Source organism: Pseudonocardia ailaonensis (genome assembly GCF_039531635.1).
Taxonomy (GTDB): domain Bacteria; phylum Actinomycetota; class Actinomycetes; order Mycobacteriales; family Pseudonocardiaceae; genus Pseudonocardia; species Pseudonocardia ailaonensis.
This window is the reverse complement of record NZ_BAAAQK010000019.1, coordinates 52,248-77,007: the sequence shown is the minus strand read 5'-3', so window position 1 is coordinate 77,007 and position 24,760 is coordinate 52,248. Positions and strand designations below refer to the sequence as shown.

24 protein-coding genes are annotated in these 24,760 nt (G+C 73.5%); 8 read left to right on the top strand and 16 right to left on the bottom strand.

The window, feature by feature from the left end; translation table 11 throughout:
* Window positions 1-12: 12 nt before the first annotated feature.
* The 12 genes from ABD324_RS25350 to ABD324_RS25295 form a co-directional block, all read right to left on the bottom strand.
* Window positions 13-534, bottom strand: a complete 522-nt coding sequence (locus ABD324_RS25350; protein ID WP_344422073.1) for a TetR/AcrR family transcriptional regulator — start codon at window positions 532-534, stop codon at window positions 13-15.
* A complete protein-coding gene (locus tag ABD324_RS25345) occupies window positions 524-856 on the bottom strand; it encodes a DMT family transporter (protein WP_344422070.1) in 333 nt (110 codons plus the stop codon). The genes ABD324_RS25350 and ABD324_RS25345 overlap by 11 nt, the downstream gene beginning before the upstream one ends.
* A 42-nt stretch (window positions 857-898) precedes the next feature.
* A complete protein-coding gene (locus ABD324_RS25340; RefSeq protein ID WP_344422067.1) occupies window positions 899-2,239 on the bottom strand; it encodes an alpha/beta hydrolase in 1,341 nt (446 codons plus the stop codon).
* A 134-nt stretch (window positions 2,240-2,373) separates the two neighbouring features.
* Window positions 2,374-3,552, bottom strand: a complete 1,179-nt coding sequence (locus ABD324_RS25335) for a cytochrome P450 (RefSeq protein WP_344422064.1) — start codon at window positions 3,550-3,552, stop codon at window positions 2,374-2,376.
* A complete protein-coding gene (locus tag ABD324_RS25330) occupies window positions 3,552-4,874 on the bottom strand; it encodes an MFS transporter (protein WP_344422061.1) in 1,323 nt (440 codons plus the stop codon). Before ABD324_RS25330 ends, ABD324_RS25335 begins: the two co-directional genes overlap by 1 nt.
* Window positions 4,875-4,899: 25 nt before the next feature.
* Window positions 4,900-6,147 (bottom strand): alpha/beta hydrolase, encoded by a 1,248-nt coding sequence (locus tag ABD324_RS25325; protein ID WP_344422058.1) that lies wholly within the window; start codon window positions 6,145-6,147, stop codon window positions 4,900-4,902.
* A complete protein-coding gene (locus ABD324_RS25320; RefSeq protein ID WP_344422054.1) occupies window positions 6,144-6,392 on the bottom strand; it encodes a hypothetical protein in 249 nt (82 codons plus the stop codon). Before ABD324_RS25320 ends, ABD324_RS25325 begins: the two co-directional genes overlap by 4 nt.
* Window positions 6,389-7,000, bottom strand: a complete 612-nt coding sequence (locus tag ABD324_RS25315; protein WP_344422051.1) for a VOC family protein — start codon at window positions 6,998-7,000, stop codon at window positions 6,389-6,391. Before ABD324_RS25315 ends, ABD324_RS25320 begins: the two co-directional genes overlap by 4 nt.
* A 78-nt stretch (window positions 7,001-7,078) precedes the next feature.
* The gene (locus ABD324_RS25310; RefSeq protein WP_344422049.1) at window positions 7,079-7,789 is read right to left on the bottom strand and encodes a TetR/AcrR family transcriptional regulator; all 711 of its coding nucleotides are present in this window, start codon (window positions 7,787-7,789) and stop codon (window positions 7,079-7,081) included.
* A 40-nt stretch (window positions 7,790-7,829) separates the two neighbouring features.
* Window positions 7,830-8,546 carry a maleate cis-trans isomerase family protein gene (locus tag ABD324_RS25305; protein WP_344422046.1) on the bottom strand — a complete coding sequence of 239 codons (717 nt, stop codon included), beginning with the start codon at window positions 8,544-8,546 and terminating at the stop codon, window positions 7,830-7,832.
* The gene (locus ABD324_RS25300) at window positions 8,543-10,159 is read right to left on the bottom strand and encodes a (2,3-dihydroxybenzoyl)adenylate synthase (RefSeq protein ID WP_344422043.1); all 1,617 of its coding nucleotides are present in this window, start codon (window positions 10,157-10,159) and stop codon (window positions 8,543-8,545) included. The genes ABD324_RS25305 and ABD324_RS25300 overlap by 4 nt, the downstream gene beginning before the upstream one ends.
* Window positions 10,156-11,781, bottom strand: a complete 1,626-nt coding sequence (locus ABD324_RS25295) for an FAD-dependent monooxygenase (protein ID WP_344422040.1) — start codon at window positions 11,779-11,781, stop codon at window positions 10,156-10,158. Before ABD324_RS25295 ends, ABD324_RS25300 begins: the two co-directional genes overlap by 4 nt.
* Before the next feature lie 136 nt (window positions 11,782-11,917).
* Between ABD324_RS25295 and ABD324_RS25290 the strand changes: the two genes are divergently transcribed.
* From ABD324_RS25290 to ABD324_RS25275, 4 genes are all read left to right on the top strand, one after another.
* A complete protein-coding gene (locus ABD324_RS25290) occupies window positions 11,918-14,029 on the top strand; it encodes a hydantoinase/oxoprolinase family protein (RefSeq protein ID WP_344422037.1) in 2,112 nt (703 codons plus the stop codon).
* Complete coding sequence (locus ABD324_RS25285) at window positions 14,026-16,326, top strand: hydantoinase B/oxoprolinase family protein (RefSeq protein ID WP_344422034.1); 2,301 nt, start codon at window positions 14,026-14,028, stop codon at window positions 16,324-16,326. The genes ABD324_RS25290 and ABD324_RS25285 overlap by 4 nt, the downstream gene beginning before the upstream one ends.
* 68 nt (window positions 16,327-16,394) lie before the next feature.
* A complete protein-coding gene (locus ABD324_RS25280) occupies window positions 16,395-16,532 on the top strand; it encodes a hypothetical protein (RefSeq protein ID WP_344422032.1) in 138 nt (45 codons plus the stop codon).
* Window positions 16,529-17,260 (top strand): SRPBCC family protein, encoded by a 732-nt coding sequence (locus ABD324_RS25275; RefSeq protein WP_344422030.1) that lies wholly within the window; start codon window positions 16,529-16,531, stop codon window positions 17,258-17,260. The genes ABD324_RS25280 and ABD324_RS25275 overlap by 4 nt, the downstream gene beginning before the upstream one ends.
* 159 nt (window positions 17,261-17,419) lie before the next feature.
* Here ABD324_RS25275 and ABD324_RS25270 read toward each other — a convergent pair whose 3' ends face one another.
* Window positions 17,420-18,313, bottom strand: coding sequence for an AraC family transcriptional regulator (locus ABD324_RS25270; RefSeq protein ID WP_344422027.1), 894 nt, complete (start codon window positions 18,311-18,313; stop codon window positions 17,420-17,422).
* A 140-nt stretch (window positions 18,314-18,453) separates the two neighbouring features.
* Between ABD324_RS25270 and ABD324_RS25265 the strand changes: the two genes are divergently transcribed.
* Window positions 18,454-19,536 carry an aldo/keto reductase gene (locus ABD324_RS25265; RefSeq protein ID WP_344422524.1) on the top strand — a complete coding sequence of 361 codons (1,083 nt, stop codon included), beginning with the start codon at window positions 18,454-18,456 and terminating at the stop codon, window positions 19,534-19,536.
* A gap of 8 nt (window positions 19,537-19,544) precedes the next feature.
* Here ABD324_RS25265 and ABD324_RS25260 read toward each other — a convergent pair whose 3' ends face one another.
* Together ABD324_RS25260 and ABD324_RS25255 are read right to left on the bottom strand one after the other, a co-directional pair.
* On the bottom strand, window positions 19,545-20,465 hold the full coding sequence (locus ABD324_RS25260) for an HpcH/HpaI aldolase/citrate lyase family protein (RefSeq protein WP_344422024.1): 921 nt from the start codon (window positions 20,463-20,465) through the stop codon (window positions 19,545-19,547).
* Window positions 20,465-21,661 (bottom strand): CaiB/BaiF CoA transferase family protein, encoded by a 1,197-nt coding sequence (locus ABD324_RS25255; RefSeq protein WP_344422022.1) that lies wholly within the window; start codon window positions 21,659-21,661, stop codon window positions 20,465-20,467. Before ABD324_RS25255 ends, ABD324_RS25260 begins: the two co-directional genes overlap by 1 nt.
* Window positions 21,662-21,772: 111 nt before the next feature.
* Here ABD324_RS25255 and ABD324_RS25250 point away from each other — a divergent pair, with 111 nt between their 5' ends.
* A complete protein-coding gene (locus ABD324_RS25250; protein ID WP_344422019.1) occupies window positions 21,773-22,564 on the top strand; it encodes an IclR family transcriptional regulator in 792 nt (263 codons plus the stop codon).
* Window positions 22,565-22,609: 45 nt separating this feature from the next.
* On the opposite strand, the gene ABD324_RS25245 is transcribed toward ABD324_RS25250, so the two are convergent.
* Window positions 22,610-23,065 carry a pyridoxamine 5'-phosphate oxidase family protein gene (locus ABD324_RS25245; protein ID WP_344422016.1) on the bottom strand — a complete coding sequence of 152 codons (456 nt, stop codon included), beginning with the start codon at window positions 23,063-23,065 and terminating at the stop codon, window positions 22,610-22,612.
* A gap of 78 nt (window positions 23,066-23,143) precedes the next feature.
* On the opposite strand from ABD324_RS25245, the gene ABD324_RS25240 reads away from it, so the two are divergent.
* Window positions 23,144-24,001 (top strand): alpha/beta hydrolase, encoded by an 858-nt coding sequence (locus ABD324_RS25240; protein ID WP_425565898.1) that lies wholly within the window; start codon window positions 23,144-23,146, stop codon window positions 23,999-24,001.
* On the top strand, window positions 23,998-24,741 hold the full coding sequence (locus ABD324_RS25235; RefSeq protein ID WP_344422010.1) for an SDR family NAD(P)-dependent oxidoreductase: 744 nt from the start codon (window positions 23,998-24,000) through the stop codon (window positions 24,739-24,741). Before ABD324_RS25240 ends, ABD324_RS25235 begins: the two co-directional genes overlap by 4 nt.
* Window positions 24,742-24,760: the final 19 nt, after the last annotated feature.

The following is a 24,760-nucleotide window of genomic DNA, read 5'->3' as shown; positions in this document are numbered from 1 at the left end:
GTCCGACCCGGCTCACCCCGGCGAGGAGCCGGGACCGGTCGCCTCCAGCACCCGGGTGGCGCTGTCGACGTCCAGGCCGCTGCTCGCGGCCCGCAGGTAGAGCCCGTTCAGCGCGGCGGCGAACAGTTCCTCCCGCCCGGGTGCCAGCCGGGCGGCGGCCGCGTCGACCCCGTCGTCCCACCGGACGAGCTCGGCACGCAGGTCGGGGCGGCGGGCGGCGAGCAGGTAGAGGTCGAACTCCGCGACGGCCTGCTCGCGGTCGCAGGCCGCGACCCGCTCGGCCAGCCCCGCCAGCGACCGCGCCGCGGCGAGATCGGCCAGGTACCGGTCGTTGACCTCCACGAGGGTGGCGACGAGCAGGGCGTCGACCGAGTCGAAGTAGTACAGCACCGCACTGGACGGCACGTCCGCCTCGGCGGCCACCGCCCGCTGGGTCACTGCCGCGATGCCGTCGCGCCCGACCAGGCGGAGGGTGGCGTCGAGCAGCAGCCGACGCCGCGCGTCGCCCTTGGCGCGGCGACCGTCAGGCGGCACGCGAGCTCGCCCCGCCCAGCTCCAGCGCCACCACCCCGGCGATGACCAGCACGATCCCGCCCACCTGCACCCAGGTCAGCGGCTCCTCGAGGAACAGCGCCCCGATGATCGCGATGGCCGCCACCCCGACGGCCGCCCACACGCCGTACGCGACGCCGATCGCCATGCCCCGGCTCAGCGCCCGGGACAGCGCGTAGAAGGCGGTCCCGTAGCCGAGCACCACGATCACGGACGGGACGAGCCGGGAGAACCCCTGCGAGAACTTGAGCGCCACCGTGCCGCTCACCTCGGCGCCGATCGCGAGCGCCAACCACAGCCACATGCCGCCAGCATAAACCTGAGCGATCGCTCCGGTTCCGGGCCGCTACCGGGTGAAGCCGAGCCGGGGCGAGAGCCACTCGAGCCCCGGCACCAGCTGCGCCACGGCCACGTTCCAGGAGTGCCCCTGGTTCGGCACCGACACCCGTTGCACCTTCATGCCGGCCTTCGCGGCCGCGTCGGCCACCGCGTTCATGTAGGCCATGAACTGCCCGTCCTTGGCGCCGGAGGCGAAGTAGGCCCAGCTCTCCGGGTACCGACGGGTGGTCAGCTGGGTCATCGGGAGCACCGACTCGAACGCGGCCTTGTCCCCGCCGAACAGCTGCTGCACGGTCTTGCCGCGGTCCGGCCCGAGCGTGGGCTCCTGCTCCCCCTGCAGGTCGATGAAGCTGCCGTAGCGGTCCGGTGCACGCGTGGCGAGCTGCACCGCACACGTCCCGCCGAAGGAGAAGCCGGCGAAGGTCCAGTGCGCGGGGTTGGTGTCCACGCGCAGCCGACCGGTGATCCACTCCGGCACGTCCTTGGCCAGGTAGGTCTCGGCCTTCCCCACCGCCGAGTCCAGGCAGAGCGTGTTGGCGAACGCGCTCCCGGTCGGGTCCACGACGACGGTCACGGGTGCGAGCCCGTTGTGCGCGGCGGCGAAGCGGTCCATCTGCGAGACCAGCCTCCCCGCCGTGAGCCAGTCCGCCGGCCCGCCGGGCTGGCCCGCGACCACGACCATCACCGGCAGCCGCGGCCCGGTGGGGCTGTAGGCCGGTGGCAGCCAGACGTACCCGTCGCGCGCGGGGAACCCGGAGATCGTCCCCGGGATCCTGGCCGTCGAGATGCCCCCCTTGCCGCGGGCCCCGCCCTTCCAGCGGTCGACGACCGGGGTCTTCTCGAACCCGGACCGCGCCGGGTCGTCGACGGGCGCGGGCCTGCCCGGCGTCGTCGGGGTGGCGGGTGCGGGTGCGGGGAGCAGGTCCGGCAGGGCGGCGACGTCCGGCGGCCCGCCGACGAGGTCCCCGAGCGTGACGAAGCGGGCGTAGTAGCCGTTGACCTCACCGGCCCCGGCGAGCAGCACGAGGACGCCGCACCCGAGCGCCGTCAGGGCCTTCAGGATCCCGGCCCGGGTGGCCGCGGCGATCCCCAGCGCCACCCCGGCCACCCCGACGGCGCCCCACAGCAGCACCTCGAGCGGCAGCGGCTCCGGGAACAGCCCCGCGACGTTCACGGCGAGGGGGTTCGCGGCGAACGCGATGCCGACGGTGACGACGAGCGCGATCCCCGCCGCGAGTGGCCGACGCCACAGCAGCAGCAGCGTCAATGCGAGGGCGAGCCCGGCGAGCAGGAGCAGGATCGTGGGGAACGGACCCTCGGTGAGCTGGAGATCGAGCAGGTCGGGCACGGCGGCGGTCGTCTCTCCCCTCGGCGCCCCGGGTCCGGGCGCCGAGAGGATCTCGTCGCCGGGGCACGTCGGGTTACAGGCACGCTACGTCAGCCGGCCCGGTCCTGGGTGAGGCGACTCTCGGGAAGGCGCCGCTACCAGACCACGTCGAGCCGCGCCGGCCCGCAGAACATCGGGCTCCCCACGTCCTCGTACGCGAACCCCGGCGCGAGGCGTAGGCCGGGCAGCCGGTCCAGCAGCACCTCCAGGGCGACCGAGATCTCAGTGCGGGAGAGCTCGGCTCCCAGGCAGAGGTGGAGGCCGTGGCCGAACGACAGGTGGCGACGGGCGGTGGTCCGGTGCAGGTCGAACTCCGCGGCGTCCGGGCCGAAGACCTCCTCGTCGAGGTTCGCGGACTCCAGCCCGACGATCACCCAGCCGTCCGCGGGCAGCGGCTGCCCGCGCAGCTCCGGCGCCCCGACGACGGTCCGCAGCACCCAGCGGATCGCCGAGCCGTGCCGCAGGCCCTCCTCCCTGGTGTTGTCCAGCAGCGACCGGTCCGCGCACAGCTCCTCCCACCGGGAGCGCTCGACGAGCAGTTGGTGGACCGTCGAGCCGATCGTGTAGGCGGTGCTCTCCAGTCCGGCGACGAACAGCTGCCAGGCGTGGAACGCGACCTCCTGCTCGGTGAGCCGGCGCCCGTCCACCTCGCCGAGCGCGAGCCGGGTGATCAGGTCGTCCGGCGGCTCGCCTGCGGCGCGGCGCCGTCGCGCGGCCTCGGTGAAGTAGGCCTCCAGCCGCGTCCACGCCTCGGTCTCGGTGAACGGCGCCGGCAGGATCGCGGTGATCGCGAGCGAGTCCCGCGCGAGCGCGTCCGCGTCGGCGGCCGGGACCCCGACGAGCCGGGCGATCACGCTCGCGGTCAGCGGCAGCGCGAACTCCCCCACGAGGTCGGCCGGGCCGTCCGCCAGCCCGTCCACCAGGGCCTCGGCGTACTCGCGGACCCACGGCGCGGCCTCCACGATCGCCGCTCGGGCGAACCCGGGGCGGAGCAGGGCACGCAGCGTGGTGTGCTCCGGCGGGTCGCTCTGGGTGATCAGGTCCGGAGGCGCGGGCCCGTCGCCGGAGGCCTCGATGACGAAGTTGCCGTGGTTGCTCAGCGCCTCGTGCGCCAGCAGGGCCTCCCGGGCGGGGCCGTGGTGGCCCACGAACCCGATGCCGGGCGCGATGCCCGTGACCGGGCAGCCGCCGGAGCGGACCCGGGCGAGGTCGCGACGGACCTCGCCGACCTCCTTCACGGTGAACGGGTCGAACGTCTGCTCGGAACTGACCATCACACGCTCCCTTGCGCGGATCGACGGGCTTCTCGGTCGTTGACGGGCACCGGCGGCGCGGCGGCAGGCGGTGTGCGCGGGACGACGGCGACCAGGACCGCGCCGACGAGGGCGGGCGCGGCGAAGGCGCCGAAGAGCACCGGGAGCGGCAGGCCGGCGGTGAGCAGCATGCTGCCGTAGAGGGGGCCGACGATCCCGCCGAGGCGGCCGACGGAGAGCGCGGTCCCGATCGCCGTGGCCCGGATCTGCACCGGGTAGCGGCTCGCGATGAGGACGTTGATGAGGATCTGGGTGCCGACGGTCCCGATCCCCGCGAGCACCACGGCCACGTACAGCAGCACCAGCGGCAGCGGGTAGCTCAGCACCGCGATCCCGACGACGGCGAGCAGGAAGGACCCGGCGATGGCGGCCTTCGACCCGACCCGGTCCGCGATGCGCCCCACCAGGAGCGGCCCGACGGCCGTGCCCAGGTTGAGTACGACGAGGAAGGTCAGCGCGGAGCCCAGCTCGTAGCCGCTGGAGCGCATCAGCTGCGGCAGCCAGGTGTAGAGCCCGAACAGCACCAGCAGGGAGGTGAAGGTGATCAGGCAGAACAGCGCGGTGGTGAGGGCCCGGCCGCCGGCGAACAGGGCGACGAAACGCCCGGTCGGCTCGGTCGGCGTGACGTCGGCTTCGGGATCGACGACCGGATCCACGCCGAGCCGCGCGGCCCATCGCCGTGCCTCGTCCTCCCGGCCGGCGCCACGCAGATGCGCGACGGACTCGGGCAGGAACAGCGCGGCCAGCGGCAGGACGACGAGCGCCGCCAGCCCCCCGACCAGGTACTCGACGTGGAACCCGAAGGCGGGCACCAGGGTCGTGGCCACGATCGCGGCGGCCGCCCCGCCGAGCCCGACCCCGGCGAAGGCCAGCGCCGTGTTGACGTTGCGCCGCCCCGCGGGCGAGTACTCGAACACGAGCGCGGCGACGGACGGCAGCACGCCGCCCACCCCGAGCCCGACGAGCACCCGGCCGATGCCGAACAGCGTCACGCCGGTACTGAGTCCACACAGGATCATCGCGAGCGAGAACACCGCGACGCTGGCGATCACGAGCCGCCGCCGGCCGACGACATCGGTCAGGAACCCGACGAGCACCGCGCCGACCAGCATGCCGACGGGCGTCAGGCTGCCGATCAGGCCGGCCTGCGCGACCGTGAGGCCCCAGCTCCGGTCCGCGAGCATCGCGGGCAGCGCCGCGCCGTAGGCGATGACGTCGTAGCCCTCGAGGGTCATGCAGGCCAGGCAGAGCCACAGCACGCCGGGCGGGGTTCGGGTGGGCACCGTTGCCTCGTTTCGGGAGGGTGGGTCAGGGAGGGGTGAGCTCGAAGCGCTTGCCGAGCCACTCGGTGATCTCGGCGGCGGCCAGCTCGTTGCCGGTGGGCTCGCCCGCGGCGATCGCGGCACCGAAGTGCAGGCCGCGCACCGCGGCGGTGGTCAGGTCGGCGGCACCGAGGGCGCCGATCATGCGGGCGGAGTCGGCCGGGAACGCGGCCTGGTCCCCGCTGAGCTCGACGAACAGGGTCGGGGCCGTGACGCCCGGGGCGCAGCGCACGAAGTCCGCGTTGGTCGAGAGCCCGGACCAGGTCGACAGCCACGCCTCGGGCGTGCTGAGCCGGCCGAAGCCGACCTGCCCGTAGTCGATCAGGTCCGGGCGCTTCCCGAAGAGCGAGCCGTACGGCCGCTCACTGGGATCCAGCGACAGATCCACGGTGCGGGGATCGGCGTCCGTGCGGAACACGGTGAGGATCCGGGGCGCGAGCGCCCGGCGCCGGTCGGCGGCGGAGCCGGACTTCTTGTGCGCCGCACGGGCTTCCGCGGCCCGCGCGAGGTGCTCGCGGGCCACGGCGTCGATCCGGGCGACGCGGTCGCGCTGGGCCGCGCGATAGCGCTCGAGGAACTCCGGTGTGTACGCAGAGCTGGTGGGCGGCTCGGCGAACCCGTTGGCCGGGTCGAAGGGATCCAGCTCCGGGACGACCGAGAGCGGGTCGCCCTCGTCGGCGACGGAGGGATCGATGCAGCCGAGCAGCAGCGCGCCCTGCCCCGGGTGCGGGGCGAGGAAGAGCGCGGCGTCCGGCACCGGCATCGCGGCGTCGGCGAGCGTCGTCGGACGCCCGCCCGGGGTGGTCGCGATCCGCGCGGCGGGTTCGAGCCCGGCCTGCTCGTGGTAGAAGGCGAACAGCGTGCCCCCACCCGAGTGCCCGAGTGTGACGACCGACCCGAAACCGTTCTCGCGCAGGAAGACCTGGCCCGCGGCGACGTCGAGCAGCGCCTGTTCGTGCACCAGGGTGAGGTCGTTGTTGGGTGAGCGCGAGCCCTGCGTCCACACCGCCACCCCGGCCTGCAGCAGCAGCGGCACCATCGCGTGGTGCGTCACGTCCTGGCGCGGGTGCATCAGGCACACCACGGTCCGCGCGCCCGGCACGGTGGCCAGCACGCCGCGGACCGTCGCACCGTCCGATGTGGTCAGCTCGTGCACGCTCGTCACGGTCGCCGCCGGCCGTTCCCCGGCCGCCAGGTAGCGGCCCTCGCCGAGCCGTGATGACGACGGCCTCACACCGCCTCCACGCGCAGGGCGTCCTTGTCGTGCTGGGTGATCGCGCCGCCCGGGGCCACTCCGGCGATGCACGAGTACCAGACCGCGTGCCGGCAGCCGGTCGCCCGGCGGTCGATGACGATCGGCCCGTCCGCGCTGATCACGAAGTACGGCCCCCGCTGCCCCACGGACACCGCCGGGTCCTGCGCCGCGACCTTCGCGACGGCCGTGTTCTCGGGGACGTCGAGCACGAACAGCGTCGTCATACCGGCACCCGCTCCACGATCAGCTCCGCCTTGCGCGCCAACAGCTTCCCGAAGGTGGGCTCCGGCTGCGCCACGACGTCGAGCAGCGCGTCGATCGTCAGGTTCGCGTCCAGGTCCTCCTGCGGCGTGACCGGCCGCATGGCCCGGGTGATCTCGAAGAAGTAGCCGTTCGGGTCGTGCGTGTAGATCGACTCGATCGTCTCGTGCCGGATCTGCATCTCGACGGGCCAGTCGCTCGCGTCGAGCCGGCGGCGGTACTCGAGGAGACTCTCCTCGTCGTCCACGTGGATCGCCAGGTGCCGCGAGCGCACGAAGTACTCCGGCACGTCGGCCCCGAAGCGGCCGTACACGTCCCCCTTCTCCCGGGCCTCGCCGCCGATCGACGGGTCCGTGCCGAAGTAGTAGAAGAACGCGATCCGGTCGTCGTTGCCGATGTCGAAGAAGAAGTGGATGAAGTCCGGGTGGTCCTCCGGGCCCCAGCCCGCCGCGCAGATCGAGTGCACCACCGGGAAACCCAGCACGTCCCGGTAGAAGCGGACGGTCGCGGCCGGGTCGAACGTCGGGAAGGCGACGTGGTCGACCCCGCGCACCAGGTGGTCCTTGCTCATGACAGTGCCTCCTCGTCGTGCGTCGCCACCTACGCTACGCGGCGCTCGACGATAGAGTCAACAGTTTGACGCAGGCGTTCACAGATCGAGCAGGCGCTCCAGGTGGTCGAGGTCCTGGCGCAGCATCTTCAGCGCCGCGGCGGGGCCCGCGCCCTCCGGCGCCTGGTGGTCGGGCCGCACCAGCGAGCCCACCGCCATGTCCGCGAGCTGCGCGATCACGCCGTCCGGGCTGTCGCGACCGCCGGGGTGGAACCACCAGGCGACCCAGTTGCACATGCCGAGGACGCCGAGTGCGGCGACGCGGGCGTCGACCGGCCGGAACCGCCCGGCGCGGACGCCCCCGTCGATCACGCCGGCGATCACCTTCAGCACGACCCGGCGGCTCTCGTCGTAGGCCTCGGTCAGCTCCGCCGGCAGCTCCGCCTCGGAGCGGATGAGCAGTCGGAACCGCTCGGGCTGGGTCACGCGGCGGCCCACGATGATCTCGACGACCCCGCGGAGCCGGCCGACGGGGTCCGGCTCGCGCGCGACGAGGGCGTTCAGCTCGTCGAGCGGCCCGTTGGTGACCTCGGTGACGAGCTTGGCCAGCAGCTCGTCCTTGCTCTTGACGTAGTAGTAGAGCGCGGGCCGGGTGATGCCGAGCGCGTCCGCGATGTCCTGCAGGCTCGTGCCGGCGAACCCGCGCTCGGCGAACAGGCGGGTGGCGTGCTCGTAGAGCTCGTTCTCCACCAGCTCGCGACGGGCGGTGCTCGCCCCGCCGCGGCGCCGAGGCGCTCCGTTCTCGCTCATGCGGGAATGGTAGGGGAGGCGCAGCTCGCGGAGCCGACCATCAGGCCGAGCCCTGTAGGAGCCTGCCCGCGCCCGGGACCACCGGGTCCAGGCCCAGCCCCGTGAGCAGCGCGTACGCCCCGGCCGTCGCCGCGGAGAGCACCGGCAGCCCGAACTCCTCCTCGGCGGGCGCCACGAGGTCCAGCGACGGCATCTGCACACAGGCCGAGATCACCAGCGCCTCCGCGCGCGAGAGGTCGAGGCCACGGGCCGCCGTCATCACCCGGTCGCCGGGGATGCAGCCGACCTCCGCGTTGTCGCCGACCTCGAGCGCCGCCCAGTCGACGACCTCGATCCCCTCGGCCTCCAGGTAGGCCACGACCTGCTCGGCCAGCGGCCGCAGGTAAGGCGTGACCAACGCGATCCGGGTCGCCCCGAGCGCCTTCACGCCGTCGACGAGCGCGCCCGCGCTGGACAGCACGAGGGCGTCGGTGCGGCCGCGGATCTCCTCCTCCACCCGCTGGTGCTCCCCCACCCCCTGGGCCATGACGGCCACGAGGCAGGCGTAGAGCAGGGCGTCGACGCGGGCGTCGCCCAGCTCGTCGACGCACCGCTCGCGCTGCGCGTTCATCGCCTTGAGCTCCTCCGCGGAGACCTGCGCCATCCGCATCCGGCTGGAGTGGAAGGAGAACCGCTCCGGGTGCCGCGCGAGCAGCGCCGGGATCTCCGTCTCGACGGTCACGTTGGAGCTGGGGACGACGAGTCCGATCCGCTTCACGAGCTCACCTTCGCAGTGATGTCGGCCGCCAGGGCCTTCTTGTCGATCTTGCCCACCAGGGTCCGCGGGATCTCGGCGAGGTGTTCGATCCGCTCGGGCCACTTGAACTTGGCGACGTCGAGCGCCGCGAAGTGCTCCTGCACCTCGGCCAGGGACAGCTCCGGCCCGTCGACGACGACGTAGGCGCAGGTCCGTTCGCCGAGCCGCGGGTCCGGCATCGGCACGACGGCGACGCCGCTCACGCGGGGGTGGCGGAGCAGCAGCAGCTCCACCTCCTCGGCGTTGATCTTCTCGCCGCCGCGGTTGATCAGGTCCTTGATGCGCCCCTCGATCGACACGTACCGCTCGCCGTCGATCTCCACCCACGCGGCCAGGTCGCCGGTGCGGTAGAAGCCGTCGCCGGTGAAGGCCCGCTCGTTGTGCTCGGCGGCGTCGTAGTAGCCGGGCAGGGTGTACGGCCCGCGGCAGCACAGCTCCCCGACGCCGTCCGCGACCTCCTCGGAGTCCGGCTCGAGGATCCGCACCTCGTCCAAGGGGGACAACGCGGTCCCGACCGTCTCGAGCCGCGCCCGGCGGGGTGCGTCGGGCCGGGTGGCGAGGAACATCCCCTCGCCCATCCCGAACAGCTGCCCGGACCACAGCCCGCGGGCCTCGAGGGCGTCGAACAGCCGCGGCGGGACCTTGGCGCCGGAGAGGATCACCCGGGTCAGGGACGTGGCCGCGGCGTCGAAGTCCGGATGGTCCGCGGCGCGGTAGTGCACGTGGCCGAGCAGGACCTGCGTGACGGCCTCGCGGGCCATGAGCGGCAACGACTCGTCGAGGTCGGGGCTGCCGAGCACGAGACAGCCGCCGACGCTGTGCACGGCGTGGACCGCGCACACGATGCCGGCGTTGTGGATGATCGGGATCAGGTGCGCCACCCGCGAGTCCGGCGTCCAGCCCCAGGTCCGCGCGTAGGCGGCGGCGTTGTACCAGTACTCGGCGTGCCGGCGCGGGATGACCTTGGGGACGCCGGTGGTGCCACCGGACAGCTGATGGACCGCGACCCCGTCCGGGTCGCCGTCGTCCGGGGGAACCGGGCCGTCCGCGGGAACCGGGTCGGCGTCGGGGAGCTCGCCGAGGACGAGCACGTGCCGCAGGGTCGGATGGTCGCGCTGCTGCTCGTGGGCGAAGGCGACCAGGTCGAAGCGCCCGCCGGGCTCCACGAGGTGCGCCACCGCACCGACGCGACGGCTGATCTCCCCGATCTCGTGGCCGCGGTGCGCCGCCAGCGTCGCGACGGGGACCAGTCCGGCCTTGAGCACGCCGTACCAGGCGACCACGGACTCCAGCCGGTTCGTGACCTGGAACAGCACCGGGTCGCCCGGCCGCAGGCCGAGCGCCGCCAGGCCGGCGGCGAGGCGGTCCGTGCGGAGGTCGAGCTCGGCGTAGGTCATCCGCCCGTCGAGGGCGACCACGGCGTCGCGCTCCGGGTACCGTGCCGCGACGGCGCGGAACTCCTGCGGGATCGTGCGCGAACCCCACAACCCCGCCTCGCGGTAGCGGCGCACGGCGTCGGCCGGGTACGGGACGAGCGGATCGCCGGTCCGGGCCGGGCTCGCGGGCGCGGTCATCGGGCCTCCTCCTCGGTGAGCAGCACCAGGTCGGTACGGCCGCTGACCAGCCCGGCCGCCAGATCGTCCCGCAACGCGGCGGGTCCTTCCACCGCGGTGAGCACCCCGGTCTCGAGCCGGACCCGTTCGGCCAGGTCGAGCCGGGTGAGCAGGGCCGCCCGACCGGACCCGCCGGTCACCAGCACCCCGCCGGTCCCCCGGGCCCGCGCGACCAGCGCGTCCCCCTCGGCCGACCAGGGATCGTCCGGCGCGCAGTCCAGCCGCTCCAGCGAGGGCACCGCGGTCCGGCAGGGGAAGTCCCGCCCCCCGTACACCAAGGGCTGCGCGAACACCCACTCCGCCGATGAGCGAGCGGCCCCCTCGTTCACACCTGGTGAGCCAACGGCCCGTTCGCTCCCATCGCCATCCGATGAGCGAGCGGCCCCTTCGTTCACACCTGGTGAGCGAGAGTGCCGTTCGCTCAATCCGGCGTACTGGTCCAGGGCCGCATCCACCACGTCCGGTGCGGTCTCCGCGAACCGCTCCAGCGGCACGTTCCCGGCCCTCGACATGTAGGCCACCATCAACCGCGCCGCCGGCAGGTGCGTCCGGCCCGGGAACGACTCCCACCACAGCTGGCTGCGCCGGGCGAGCTCCTGCAGCCTCTCGACGGCGGGCCGCCGGACCGTCTCGTACCGCGCGAACGCGGCGTCCACACCGGACTCCTCACCGAGCGCCTCGACCAGCGCGATCGAGTCCTCCATGGCCAGCTTCGTGCCGGAGCCGATGGAGAAGTGCGCCGTGTGGGCGGCGTCGCCGAGCAGCACGGTGTTCCCGCTCGACCAGCGCTCGCAGCGGACCGTGCGGAACCGCGTCCAGCGCGTCCGGTTGCCGATCAGCGGGCGGCCGCGGAGCTGCTCGGCGAAGGCCCGTTCGAGGAACCGGAGCGAGGTCTCGTCCGAGGCGTCGAACGGGGTGCCGGGGGCCTCGAGAGCCGCGGTCGACGCGTCGAAGCCCGCCCGCCGCCAGGTCCGTTCGTCCGTCTCGATCAGGAACGTCGAGCGGCCGCCGGAGTACGGGTAGGCGTGCGTCACGAAGGTGCCGTGCTCGGTGTCGACGGGCGCGAACACGGCGTCGTCGAGCGGGAAGTCCGTGCCGCACCACAGGTACAGCCCACGCCCGACCTCGATCGACCCGCCGTAGGGCCCGGCCTCGCGCGTCGCGCTCGACACCCCGTCCGCCGCGACGACGACATCCGCGTCCACATCAGACGCCGATCGGCGGACCCCGAACTCGAGGACGACGCCGGCCTTCTCCGCGTGCCGCTGCAGCACCGCCAGCAGCTCCGTGCGGGCGACGCCGATCAGCCGGTCGTTGTGCACCCGCACGGTGTCCGCCCCGACCTGCATGGTCATGTCGTGGCGCAGGCCCAGCGCGACCAGCTCGTGCAGGGTGTCCGGGTCCGCGGCCTCCAGCTTCCGCTGGGTGCCGGCCGCGAGCCCGACGCCGAACCCGAACGTCGTGTCGGGATCCCCCTGCTCGTACACCCGCACCTCGCAGGCGGGGTTCGCGAGCTTCAGCAGCCGCGCGGTGTAGAGCCCGCCCGGACCACCGCCCAGCACCGCGACCCGTCGTAACCGCATCTCCACGCCTCCCTTGACGTCATCGTCGACTATTCGACGCCATCGGCGGGACAGAAGTCAAGGTTGCCTTCAGCGTAGGTGTTGAATAGTCTACGCAACCGTCAGGCAATCCCCACCGCGCGAAGGAGCGCTAGTCATGGCCTATGTCATCGGCGTGGACGTGGGCGGCACGTTCACCGATGCCGTGCTCGACGACGGCAGTTCCGGCACCGCCGGGACCGTGCTCGCCGCGAAGTCCCCGTCGACCCCGCCGGACTACTCACGGGGTGTCCTCGACGTCCTGGAGCTCCTGGCCGAGCAGCTCGGCAAGAGCCTCCCGGAGATGCTCGCCGAGACCCACCACATCGCGCACGGCACCACGTCGTCGCTCAATGCGCTGGTCATGGGCAACGTCCCGCCGGTCGGGTTCCTCACGACCAAGGGCCACCGCGACTCGATCTTCATCATGAACGTCGAGGGTCGCTACCTGGGCAGGGCGCCGCACGAGCTGCAGAACGTGCTGGGCCAGGACAAGCAGCACGGACTGATCCCCAAGCGGCACGCGCTGGAGGTCACCGAGCGGATCGACCGCGACGGCGCCATCGTGGTCGCCCTGGACGAGGCGGAGGCCCGCGCGGCGATCCGTTCCCTGGTCGCCGACGGGGTGGCTGCCATCGCCGTCTCGCTGCTCTGGTCCTTCCGCAACCCGGTGCACGAGCGCCGGCTGCGCGAGCTGATCGCCGAGGAGGCCCCCGACCTGTTCGTCGCCCTGTCGAGCGAGGTCAGCCCCCGGATCCGGGAGTTCGCCCGCAACGCGACGACGATCATGAGCACCCAGATCGGCCCCGGCCTGCGGGACTACCTCGGCACCCTCGAGAACTCGTTGCGCGAGAACGGGTTGCGCGGCCCGCTGCTCGTCATGCAGTCCAACGGCGGCGCGGTCGCCGCCACGGAGGCCCCCGCCGCGGCGATCTCCACCGTCGGGTCGGTGCTGACCGGCGGCGTGGTCGGCTCGGTGGCGCTGGGCCGCCAGCTCGGCCACCGCAACATCATCTCCACCGACGTCGGCGGCACCACGTTCCTCGCCGGCCTGATCGTCGACGGCGAACCCGTCCGCGACACCACCACGGTGATCAACCACCACCCGATCAACGTGCCCACCCTGCGCGTCGACGCGATCGGCTCCGGCGGCGGCGCCATCGCGTGGCTCGACGCCGGCGGCAACCTCCGCATCGGGCCGCGCAGCGCTCAGGCGGTCCCCGGTCCGGCCTGCTACGGCAACGGCGGCACCGAACCCACCAACACCGACGCCAACCTCGTCCTGGGGATCCTGCCCGAGAAGGGCCTGCTCGGCGGGCGCAAGCCGCTGTCGCTGGAGCTGGCGCGCCAGGCCATCGACACCCAGATCGCCAAGCCGCTCGGGCTGACCGTCGAGCAGGCCGCCGCCGCGATCTACACCGTCCAGAATGCACAGACGGGCGACCTGCTGCGCAAGACCGTCGTCGAGTCCGGGCACGATCCCCGCAACTTCGTGCTCTACGCCTTCGGCGGTGCCGGCCCCGCGCACTGCGCCGGCTACGCGGCGGAGGTCGGGGTCGACGAGGTCGTGGTGCCGCTGGGGTCCGTGGCCAGCGCGTTCTCCGCGTTCGGGCTGGCGTCGAGCGACATCGTGCTGGCGGCGGAGCTGTCCGACCCGACCATCGTGCCCTTCGACCCGGCCCGCGCCGAACGGAACTTCGCCGAGCTGGAGAAGCGGGTCACCGACGGGTTGGAACGGCAGGGGCTGCGCTTCGAGAAGGTCGAGCTGCATCGCGAGATCGACATGCGCTACTCCATGCAGCTCGCCGAGGTCACCGCCCCCGTCTCGGGCGGCCCCCTGGGGATGCCGGAGATCGAGGCCGCGGCGGACGCGTTCGAGAAGCGCTACGCCGAGCTGTTCGGCAAGGACGCCGGCTTCCGCGAGGCGGGGATCCAGGCGATCACCTTCCGGGTCCGCGCGGTCGGCGTGCTGCCGTTCCGGCCCGAGCTGCCCCCGGTGGCCGACGCGACCGGGGACGCCTCGCCCTTCACCACCCGGCCCGTGTGCCTGAACGCCGCCACCGGCTACGTCGACACCCCGATCTACGACTACCGCGAGCTGCGCGCGGGCCATGTGCTGGCCGGGCCCGCGATCATCGAGGTGCCGACCACCACCGTCGTGGTCCCCGGCGGGAGCACCGGCACCGTCGACCACCTGGGCAACCTCACGATCAGGAGGGACTCGAAGTGACCATGCCGATCCCCGGCTCGGAGGCCTTCTCCAGCCGCCCCGTCGACCCGGACGAGCTGGCGCGCAGCCTGCCGTCGTCGCTCAAGGTCCACAGTGTCACGCAGGAGCAGGTCGACGCGCTCGATCCCCTGACGTACGAGGTCATCCGGCACCGCCTCTGGTCCGTCACGGACGAGATGGGCGAGGCCCTCAAGCGGATGTCCGGCTCGCCGATCGTCACCGACGCCAACGACTTCGACTTCGCCATCTCCGACGAGCTGGGCCAGGAGGTGCAGGTCGGGCTCTACAACACGATGCTCGTCGGCGCCGTGGACCTCGCGATCTACTGGACGCTGCGCAACCGCGCGAGCAACCCCGGCATCGAGTCCGGCGACATGTTCCTCACCAACGACCCGTGGGTCGGCGGCGGGCTGCACCAGAACGACGTCATGGTCTACCAGCCGGTCTTCCACGAGGGCGAGCTCTTCGCCTGGACGAGCGCGATCGCGCACCAGCCGGACCTCGGCGGCGTCGGGCTCGGGTCGTTCTCCCCCGCGGCGCAGGACGTCTTCTCCGAGTCCCTGCCGACGCCGCCGGTCAAGGTGGTGCGCGGCGGGCAGCTGCAGCGCGACGTCGCGGACCTCTGGGTGCGGCGTTCGCGCGTCCCGATGCTGATCGGGCTGGACCTGCGGGCCAAGATCGGCGCGAACAACGTCGGCGCCGAGCGGCTGCACGCGCTGATCGCGCAGTACGGCGCGGACACGGTCAAGGCCGTGATGAAGCGGATGATGTCCGACGCGGAGCACCGCCTGCGCGACAAGCTGACCGCCCTGCCGGACGGCTCGTGGAGCGCAACCGGCTACCAGGACCAGTCCCACGAGGGCGACCGGAACCTGCACAAGATCACGGTGACCACGACCAAGGCCGGCGACCACCTGACGTTCGACTTCACCGGCACGGACCCGCAGGCCGGCGTGGTCAACTGCACCTACGCGGGCATGCGCGGCGGCGTCATGCTCGCCCTGCTGCCCATCCTGGCCGCCGACATCCCGTGGTCCGCGGGCGGTCTGATGCGCTGCTTCGACCTCGTCACCGAGGAGGGCACGCTCAACAACGCGACCTTCCCGGCCGCCGTCGGGCGCGGGCCGATCGGGCCGGCCTGGCTGACGGGCAGCCTGATCGCGGAGTGCCTGTCCCAGATGCTCGACCGGGACCTGGAGCTGGGCAAGAACGTGCAGGCGACCTGCTGCGGCACCTGGGACACGGCCGTGATCGCCGGGCTGGACGAGCGCGGCGAGCAGCCCGCCCCGTTCCTCTCGATCATGATGGAGCCCATGGCCGGCGGCTACGGCGCCCGTCCCCATGCGGACGGCATCGACACCGGTGGGCTCTTCTGCATCCCCATGGGCCGGGTGCCGGACGTCGAGATGACCGAGTTCCTCTATCCCGTCCTGACGCTGTGGCGGCGCGAGGTGCCGGACTCCGGCGGCCCCGGCCGGCACCGCGGCGGGCTCGGCGCCTCCCTGGCGTTCACCCCGCACGGCACCAGCATCCCGATGGGCCTGGTCCTGGCCTCGGCGGGGAAGGCGGTGGCACAGAACGCCGGGCTCTCCGGCGGACATCCCGGCAACACGGGCCTGGACGTCGTGGCGCGGCAGAGCCGGGTCGCCTCGTTGCTGGCGGCCGGCACGATGCCGTCGTCGCTCGAGGAGGTCTCGGACACCCTCGAGCCCGGCCAGAACTACGCGTCGAGCTATCTCGCCCCCGGCGAGGTGTTCGCGATGACCTGGCAGGGCGGCGGCGGATACGGCGACCCGCTCACCCGCGACGCGGCCGCGGTCGCCCGTGACCTGCGCGAGAACAAGATCAGCGCGGACGCGGCCCACGGCGTCTACGGGGTGGTCGTGTCCGGGGGTTCGGTCGACGACGCGGCCACCGCCGCCGAGCGGCAGCGCCTGCGGGGCATCCGGCGGGACCGGTCCCGGGTCGACGGCGAGACCGGCGGCAAGGCCGACCTCGGCTCGGTCAAGCGGGTGGACGACAACCTGGTCGAGTCCGGGGACTCCGTCGCCTGCCGGCACTGCGGCGAGATCCTCGGCGCGATCGGCGGCGAACGCCTGGCGCTGGCGGTCCACGAGGGTCCCGCGACGGACGCGGGCCCGCAGATCATCGCGACCGCCGCGGACTACGTGGACACGCCGATCGTGTTCCGCCAGTACAGCTGCCCCTCCTGCTGGACGGCCCTGTGGTCCGGCGTGGTCCCCGCCGACCACCCCGACGGCGCCACCACCCTCGGCCGCCTCACGGTGACCGCCTGACCGTGAGTGGCGATAGTCGCTGGAGCGACTATCGCCACTCACGAGGCGTGGGGCGCTATCGTCGCCCGATGCGGTGGCGGCCAGGGCAGCGGACGGGCGCGCGGGAGCTCGGGTCCGAGCTCGACGCGAGGCTGCGCCTCGCCGAGATCCACCCCGCCACCGCCGCGCCGCCGGCGACCCGCGACCGCCCCACCGCCCCCGTATGACCCGCGAGTCGGCGGTTCCGGGCGTCCGGACCGCACATCTCGGTGGACGAAGGGCCGGCGCGGGGGTCGTCGCCGCGGGCGTGCTGGGCGTGCTGGTCGCGGGAGCGGAGCGGATCGTCCGGAGTGTCCGTCCCACCCGGGCCGAGGCCCATGCCCCGCGGCCCGGGGACGCCGTCCTGCCCCATCCCGACGTCGTGATGGACCGGGCCTTCACCGTGCCCGGCGCCCCGGACGACGTCTGGCCGTGGATCGCGCAGCTCGGGAAGCAGCGGGGTGGCTGGTACCTCCCCGTCGCGCTCGAGCGCGTTCTGCCGCACCGCAACCGGGCCACCCGGTCGCTCCTCGCACCGTTCACGGACCTCGCGGTGGGCGACGTCGTGCCGGACTACGGCGGGCCGCACGAGACCTTCACCGTGGCCGCGCTCGATCCGCCCCGCTCCCTCGTCTACTCCTCGCGCCGCGGACGCACGGACGTGACCTGGTCGATCACCCTCGAGGAGGCCGGCGACGCCACCCGGGTCGCCCTGCGCCTGCGCCTACACCCGGTCCGTCACCGGTGGCTGGCGACGACGGTGGGCGAGCTGTTCGACCTCCTCACCATCGCCGGCATGGCGGCCGGGCTGCGGGAACGCCTGAGCCACTCCGCACCGCCCGTCGAGTGGTCCGTCCGGCGCGACGAACCGGGCGGTCCGGGGCCGGACACCCACGACGCTCCGCCCGCCGGGTAGCCCCGAGACGCGACGACGACACCGGGAGCTGCTCGACCAGGCCCTGATCGCCGTTGCGGTGCGCTGACGCATCGCCGGCCTGCGTGAGCGCACCACGTCACCGATCACGACGCCCTCGACCTCGGGTGCCGGACGGCCGCAGCCCGACCCCGGCCGTCCTCAGGGCAACGCCCGCTCCACCGCCGGACCGGCGACCCGCAGCGCCGCGACATCGCGCCCCGGCGGTGCGCCGAACAGGCGCCGGTACTCCCGGCTGAACTGGGAGGGGCTGTCGTAGCCGACCGCATGGCCGGCCCCGGCGACGTCGCCGGGGGACGTGAGCAGCAGGGATCGGGCCCGCTGCAGGCGGATCCGCTTCTGGAACTGGACCGGGCTCATCGCCGTGACCGCGCGGAAGTGGCGGTGGAAGGCGGAGCTGCTCATCGCGGCCCGGCGCGCGAGCTCCTCGATCCGGAGCGGCTCGGCGTGGTGGTCCCGGATCCACCGGATCGCGAGCCCGACGTGCGTCAGCGTGCTGTCCGCCAGACCGATCTGGCGCAGCACCGGGCCGTGCGGGCCGGTCAGCACCCGCCAGAGGATCTCCCGCTCCAGCATCGGCGCGAGCACCGCGACGTCGCCGGGGCGCTCCAGCAGGCGCAGCAGCCGCAGCACCGCGTCGAGCAGCTCCGGGCCCGCCCGGCCGACGGCCAACGCGGGGGCCGCGCTGCGGAGCGCCGCGTGCAGGGGCGCCTCGAGCAGCAGGGCGGCGATGACGGCCGGGCGCAACCGGATCCCGATTCCCAGCGCGGGCGCCTCGGGCGTCGCGTCGACGAACTGCCCCGTGACCGGCAGGTCCGTCGTCACCAGCAGGTAGTCCCCCGCCCGGTAGCCGAACGACCGGTCGCCGAGGAACAGCTCCTTGCCGCCCTGGGCCATGAGCACCAGCAGCGGCTCGGCCAGCGAATGGTCCGGCTCGGTCTGTCGGTCCACACGGGACAGCAGCAGCCCGTCGACGGCCGTGGTCAGGTCGGGGCGGGCATGCCGCCGCACCAGCCGCTGAATCTCCGTCAACACGGGCCCAGTCTGCCCCGGATCGGCCCGATCCCACCGAAACGAGCAGGATCGTGCAAGAGCGGAGCAGGGACGGCCTACCCACCGGCACCGGCCGGCGGTTGGCTGAGCAGGACGGATCACCGACCGACGGGAGCACCACCGTGCCGCTCGACCACTACCTCACCCTGGGCCGCTCGGGCCTGCGGGTCAGCCCCTTCGCCCTGGGCGCGATGACCTTCGGCGAGGACCCCGGCGCCGCCGGGTGCAGCGTCGAGGAGTCCGAGAAGATCCTCGCGGCCTACCTCGACCGCGGCGGCAACCTCGTCGACACGGCGAACTTCTACGCCAACGGCCACTCCGAGGCGATCCTCGGGGACTGGTTCGCGGCGAACCCCGGCGTGCGCGACCGTGTGGTGCTCGCGACGAAGTTCTTCACCAACATGCACCCCGGGAACCCGAACGGCGGCGGCGCCGGCCGCTCCTCGATCACCGCGCAGCTCCACGAGTCCCTGCGCCGGCTGCGGACCGACCACGTCGACCTGTACTGGCTGCACAACTGGGACCGGAACACCCCGATCGAGGAGACCATGCGGGCCCTCGACGACCTGGTGCGCGCGGGCACGGTCCGCTACGTCGGCTTCTCCAACACCCCGGCCTGGCTCACCGCACAGGCCCAGACGCTCGCGCAGCTGCGCGGCTGGACCCCGCTGGTCGCGCTCCAGGTCGAGTACTCGCTGCTCGCTCGCACGGTCGAGACCGAGCTCGTGCCCTTTGCCCTGGACCAGGGCCTCGCCGTGGTGCCGTGGAGCCCGCTGAAGAACGGCTTCCTCTCCGGCAAGTACCGGCGCGACGCCGCGGTCGCCGACTCGGCCCGCACCGCGTTCGTCGGCGGTCCGACCGAGGACCAGTTCCGGGTGATCGATGCCCTCACCGCGGTCGCCGACGGGCTCGGCGAGAGCCCCGCCGCCGTCGCCCTGGCCTGGTTGCGCTCGCGGCCCGGCACGGTCGTCCCCATCGTCGGCGCCCGCCGCGTCGGACAGCTCCAGGAGAACCTCGCGGCCGCGGACCTCGTCCTCGACGCCGACGCCCTGCGCCGCCTCGACGAGGCCTCCGCACCCGATCTCGGCTATCCCGCCGGCCTGCACGGCCCGCTGCGCGCGATGCTCCAGTTCGCGGGGACCACGGTGGACGGCGAGACGTCCGAGGCCTACCCGCCGCTCCTGCAGAGCGCCGTGCGCTACTGAGGCGGGCGTCAGCCCTGCAGTCCGAGGAGTTCGGCGGTCCGCGCCACGGTGGCGGCGTGGCGCAGGTGGGCCGCGTCGACGAGCATCCCGTCCAGGCCCGTGGCGCCCTTGCCGGCCGCCTCGGCCTCGCGGTAGGCGGCGACGACGCGGCGGGAGTGGGCGATCTCCTCCGGCGTGGGGGCGAACGCGGTGTTCGCCGGATCGATCTGCGAGGGATGGATCGCCCACTTCCCGACGTAGCCCATCGCGGCGGCGCGATCGCACGCCGTCCGGTACGCGTCGGGATCCCGGTAGTTCGGGAAGGGCGCGTCGATCGCGTCGATCCCGGCGGAGCGGGCGGCGACGACGACCCGGGCGCGCGCGTAGTGCCACATGTCCCCCGGGTAGTCGACGACCGGGTCGAAGTTGGTGTCCACCCGCGCCCCCTGCGACGCGGAGAAGTCCCCGGCGCCGAAGACGATCGCCTCCAGCCGGTCCGAGGAGCGGGCGATCTCCCCGACGTTCTCCAGCCCCTCGGTCTCCTCGATCAGCACCTCGAGCCCGATCCCCTTGGGCGGCAGCCCGATCGTCTCCTCGACCTGGCTGAGCAGCGTGTCGACCCACCACACGTCCCGGGCACGGCGGACCTTCGGCACGATGATCACCTCGAGCGCCGAGCGCGCCTCGGTGACCACCTCGATCACGTCGCCGTACGCCCAGCGGGTGTCCACGCCGTTCATCCGGATCGCCCGGACGGTGCTCCCCCAGTCCAGCTCGCGCAACGCCTTCGCCGCCTTGCCCCGGGCCCCGAGCCGCTCGGCCGGGGCGCAGGCGTCCTCCAGGTCGAGGAACACCAGGTCCGCGGCCGAGGCCGCCGACTTCGCGAACATCCGGTCGTTGCTGGCCGGCGTGGCCAGCTCGGACCGCCGGGGCCGGATCGGGCGCGCCATCAGATCACCCCGTTCTCGTGCAGCTCGCGGCGCCGCGCCTCGGACAGCCCGAGCAGCCCGCCGTAGATCTCGTCGTTGTGCGCGCCGATGCCCGCGCCCAGGTGGTCGATGCCGCCCGGCGTCGCCGAGAGCCGCGGCACCGGGGCCTGGACCCGCATCGACCCGAAGTCCGGGTCCGGGATCTCCGGGTACGTGCCGCGGGCCTGCAGCTGCGGGTCCGCCAGCAGCTGGGCGGCGTCGTACACCGGGGCGGCGGCCACCTCCGCCTCCTCGAACACCGCCATGGCCTCGTCGAGCGTGCGGCCGGCGATCCACTCCGCCATCACGGAGTCGACGAGCTCGGCGTTGCGCAGCCGCTGCTGCGCCTCGGCGAAGCGCGGATCGGTGGTCAGGTCCGCCCGGCCGACCGCCTTGAGTGCGCGCATCGCGATGGTGGGCGCGCTGCCGGACATCGCGAGCCAGTGTCCGTCGCTCGTCCGGTAGGTGTTGCGGGGCGCGGAGATGTCCCACTTGTTGCCCATCCGGGCGGGGAGCGTGCCCAGCTGGTCGTAGGTGAGCACGGGCTGCTCGAGCAGGCGGGCCAGCGGCTCGATCAGGTTGATGTCGATCAGCTGGCCGTCGGCACCGTGCACGTCGCGGTGGTAGAGCGCCATCATCACCGCGTAGGTGGCGTTGAGCGCGGCCACCCCGTCGGCCAGCATGAAGGCCGGCAGCGTGGGCGGCCCGTCCGCCTCACCCGTCATGTGCGCGAAGCCGGACATCGCCTCGCCGAGGGTGCCGAACCCGGGCCGGTCGGACTTGGGCCCGCCGGCGCCGTACCCGGTCACGTGGACCATGACGAGCTTCGGGTTGACGGCGGCGAACCCCTCGTAGTCCAGGCCCCACCTCCGCAGGGTCGACGGGCGCAGATTCATGATCACGACGTCCGCGGTGGCCGCGAGCGCGCGCAGCAGGTCCCGGCCGGCCTCCCCGCGCAGGTTGAGCGTGACGCACTTCTTGTTGCGCCCCAGGCTCTTCCACATCAACCCGACGCCGTCGCGCTGGGCACCCCACTGGCGCAGGGCGTCGCCGCCGTCGGGCTGCTCGATCTTGATCACCTCGGCGCCGTACTCGCCCATCCAGGTCGCGACGAGGGGACCCGCCGCCAGCGTGGCCGCGTCGATCACCCGCAGGCCGGTCAACGGACCGTCGACCATGCGACCACCTCCTGTAAAGCTTTACATCTCAGCGTCGCCCAGTAGAGCACGGGCGCGAGGAGGTGGGCAACCGTCCGCCCCCGACTAGAGTCGCGGGGACGAGGAGGACGGATGGACGAGCAACCGGGCGGCAGCACCGCCGCCGCGGCACCCGAGGGGCGGGACCTCCAGGTCCTCGCGCGGGTCACGCGCGTGATGGAGCTGTTCACCCACGAGCGCGCCCGGGTCGACCTGGCCACGGCCACCGCGGAGCTGGGCCTGAACCGCTCCACGACGTACCGCTACCTGGCCGCGATGGTCAAGCACGGCCTGCTCGTGCACAGCCCGGGCCAGGGCTACGCGCTCGGGCCCACGCTCTCCCGGGTCGGGCTGCTGGCCCTGGACCGGCTCCCGCTGCTCGACCGCGCGGACCCGATCATGCGGTCGCTCTCCGAGAGCGTTCACGAGACGTCGATCCTGTCGGTCTGGGGCGGCAGCGGCCCGCTCGTCGCCCGGGTGCACGACGAGCAGAGCCGCTTCATCCGGATCTCCGTCGCCGTGGGGTCCACGCTGCCCATCGCCACCGCGCAGGGCCAGATGTTCCTGTCCCACCTCAGCGAGCAGCGGGCCGTGGAGCGCGCCCTCACCGGCGTGCCGGCCGGCGAGCGGGAGGCGCTGCTGGAGCGGCGGACCGAGATCCGCCGCACCGGCACGTCGTTCAGCGACGCGTCGGCGGACGGCCTGCGCTGCATCGCCGCTCCCGTCTTCGGCATCGACGGCTCGCTCGCCGCCACGCTCGCGCTGATCGGCACCATCAACCGGATGCCCCAGGGCCGTGACGACGCCCGGGTGGCCGCGCTGCGCACGGCCGCGCGGACCCTCTCGGAGCCGGCCCGCACGGATGATCTCGCCGCGTCCGGCTGAGCCGAGTCCTGAGCCCGGTCCGCCCGAGCCGCGCCGGGCCGACAGTCAGGACCGCTTGCGGTCCGCCGCGCCGGCCGTCGAGAAGTCCCAGCTCGCCCAGTGCTCGACGTGGATGCGGATGCCCACCCGCGCCCCGGACAGCGCCATCGCCCGGCTGTCCGGCAGCGGCTCCTCCCAGTAGCGCGGGATCACCACGGCGCCGATCCGCACCAGCTCGTCGGGGTCCTCGACGAGCTCGGCGCGGCCCCGGGCGCTGACGCCCCGCAGCTCGTCGTAGGCCCGCCCGGACTCCGCCAGGCACGACACGCGCGGATCGTGCCGGATGTTGCGCGCCTTGACCGAGGTCTTCTGCGTCCACATCACCGGATCGCCGTCGAGCACCCCGAACCACATGGTCGCCTGGTGCGGCCAGCCGTCGGGGCCGAGCGTGGCGAGCTGCAGGCTGCGGCAACCCTGCAGGTACTCGAGGATCCGGCCCGGGTCGATCGCGGTGATGGCCATACGGACCAGGATGGCGGGCCGCCGTTGTCCCTGGTCCGGGTAACGCGGCCGGTAATGGACGCACGCTCGAATCGGGTCGTGAGCCATGACATCGTCCACCTCGAGAGCGACGGCCTCCGCCTGCAGGGCGTGCTCGTCACCCCCGCCGGGTTCTCCGGTCCCCGCCCCGCCGTCGTGATGTCCCACGGCTGGAGCGGCGCGGTGAACCATCGCGTGCTGCCCCTGGCCGACCTGCTCGCCCGGGCCGGGTACGTCAGCCTGGCGCTCGACCACCGCGGTTTCGGCGGCAGCGAGGGCGTGCGCGGCCGGTCCGAGCCCGCCGAGCAGGCCCGCGACGTCTCCGCGGCGGCCCGCTGGCTCGCCGGGCGTGACGACGTCGACGGCACCGCGATCGGTGTCCTCGGCGCGAGCTTCGGCGGGGCCATCGCGATCGCCTCCGCGGCCCGGGACGACTTCCTGCGCGCCTGCGTCGCGATCGTCCCGGTGGGCGACGGCGAGCGCTGGCTCTCCGGCCTGCACGGCGACGCCTGGGCGGGCCTGCGGACCCGTGCCGAGGCGGATCCCGCGGCCCGGGTCGAGCTGCCGAGCATGATGCCGATGCCCGACACCGAGCCCGCCCGCGCCGAGGCCGAGCTGATGCGCCAGGCCCAGCCCGCCGGCTACCCGCTGGAGAACGCGCTGCTCGCGGCCGCCTTCTCCCCCGAGTCCGAGTCCGCCGCCATCGCGCCGCGGGCGCTGTGCGTGATCGCCACCGAGGACGACTCCGTGGTCCCGGTGGAGCAGGCGAAGCGCGTCCATGCCGCCGCCGGGGAGCCCAAGGAGCTGCACCTGCTGCCCCAGGGCGACCACGGGGGCCCGCTCGGCCCCCTGGTGGAGACGACCGCGGAGATCGTCCTCGCCTTCTTCGACCGCCACTTGGCCGGGGTCAGGGCATGACCCTCCAGGGCCCTCTCGACGGCAAGGTCGCCGTCGTCACCGGCGGGGCCTCCGGAATCGGCCGCGCCGTCGTCGAGCGGTTCGCCGGCGACGGCGCGCGCGTCCTCCTCGCCGATCTGGCGACGCCCGCGGGAGACCTGGGCGAGCGGGTCGCGGTGACCACGGTGGACGTCACGGACGCCGCGGCCGTCGACGCGATGATCGCCGAGGCGGTGGACCGCTTCGGGGGCTGCGACATCGTCGTCAACAACGCGGGGATCATCGCCGGCGGCGCCCTGCTCGCCGACGGCGCGGACACGGACTTCGAGAAGCTCTGGAAGGTCTGCGTCGCCGGGGTCTGGCACGGCTGCCGCGCGGGCATCGCGCACATGCGTGAGCACGGCGGCGGGGTCGTGCTGAACACCGCCTCGTCCGCCGCCCTGTGGCCGACCCCGGCTGCACCGGCGTACGGGCTGGTCAAGGCCGCCGTCTCGCACCTGACCCGCTCGCTGGCGATGGCGTACGCGGCCGACGGGATCCGGGTCAACGCGGTCTCCCCCGGCCCCACCCGCACGGGGATCTTCGGCGGCGCCGAGGTGCCCCCGGATCTCGAGCGGCGCTACGCGGAGTCCACCCCGATCGGCCGCATGATCGATCCGAGCGAGATCGCGAACGCCTTCGCCTACCTCGCCTCACCCGGGGCGAGCGCGGTGACGGGCGAGATCCTCCAGGTCGACGGCGGCTACCGCCCACCCGGCTGACCACGACCTCGTGAATGGC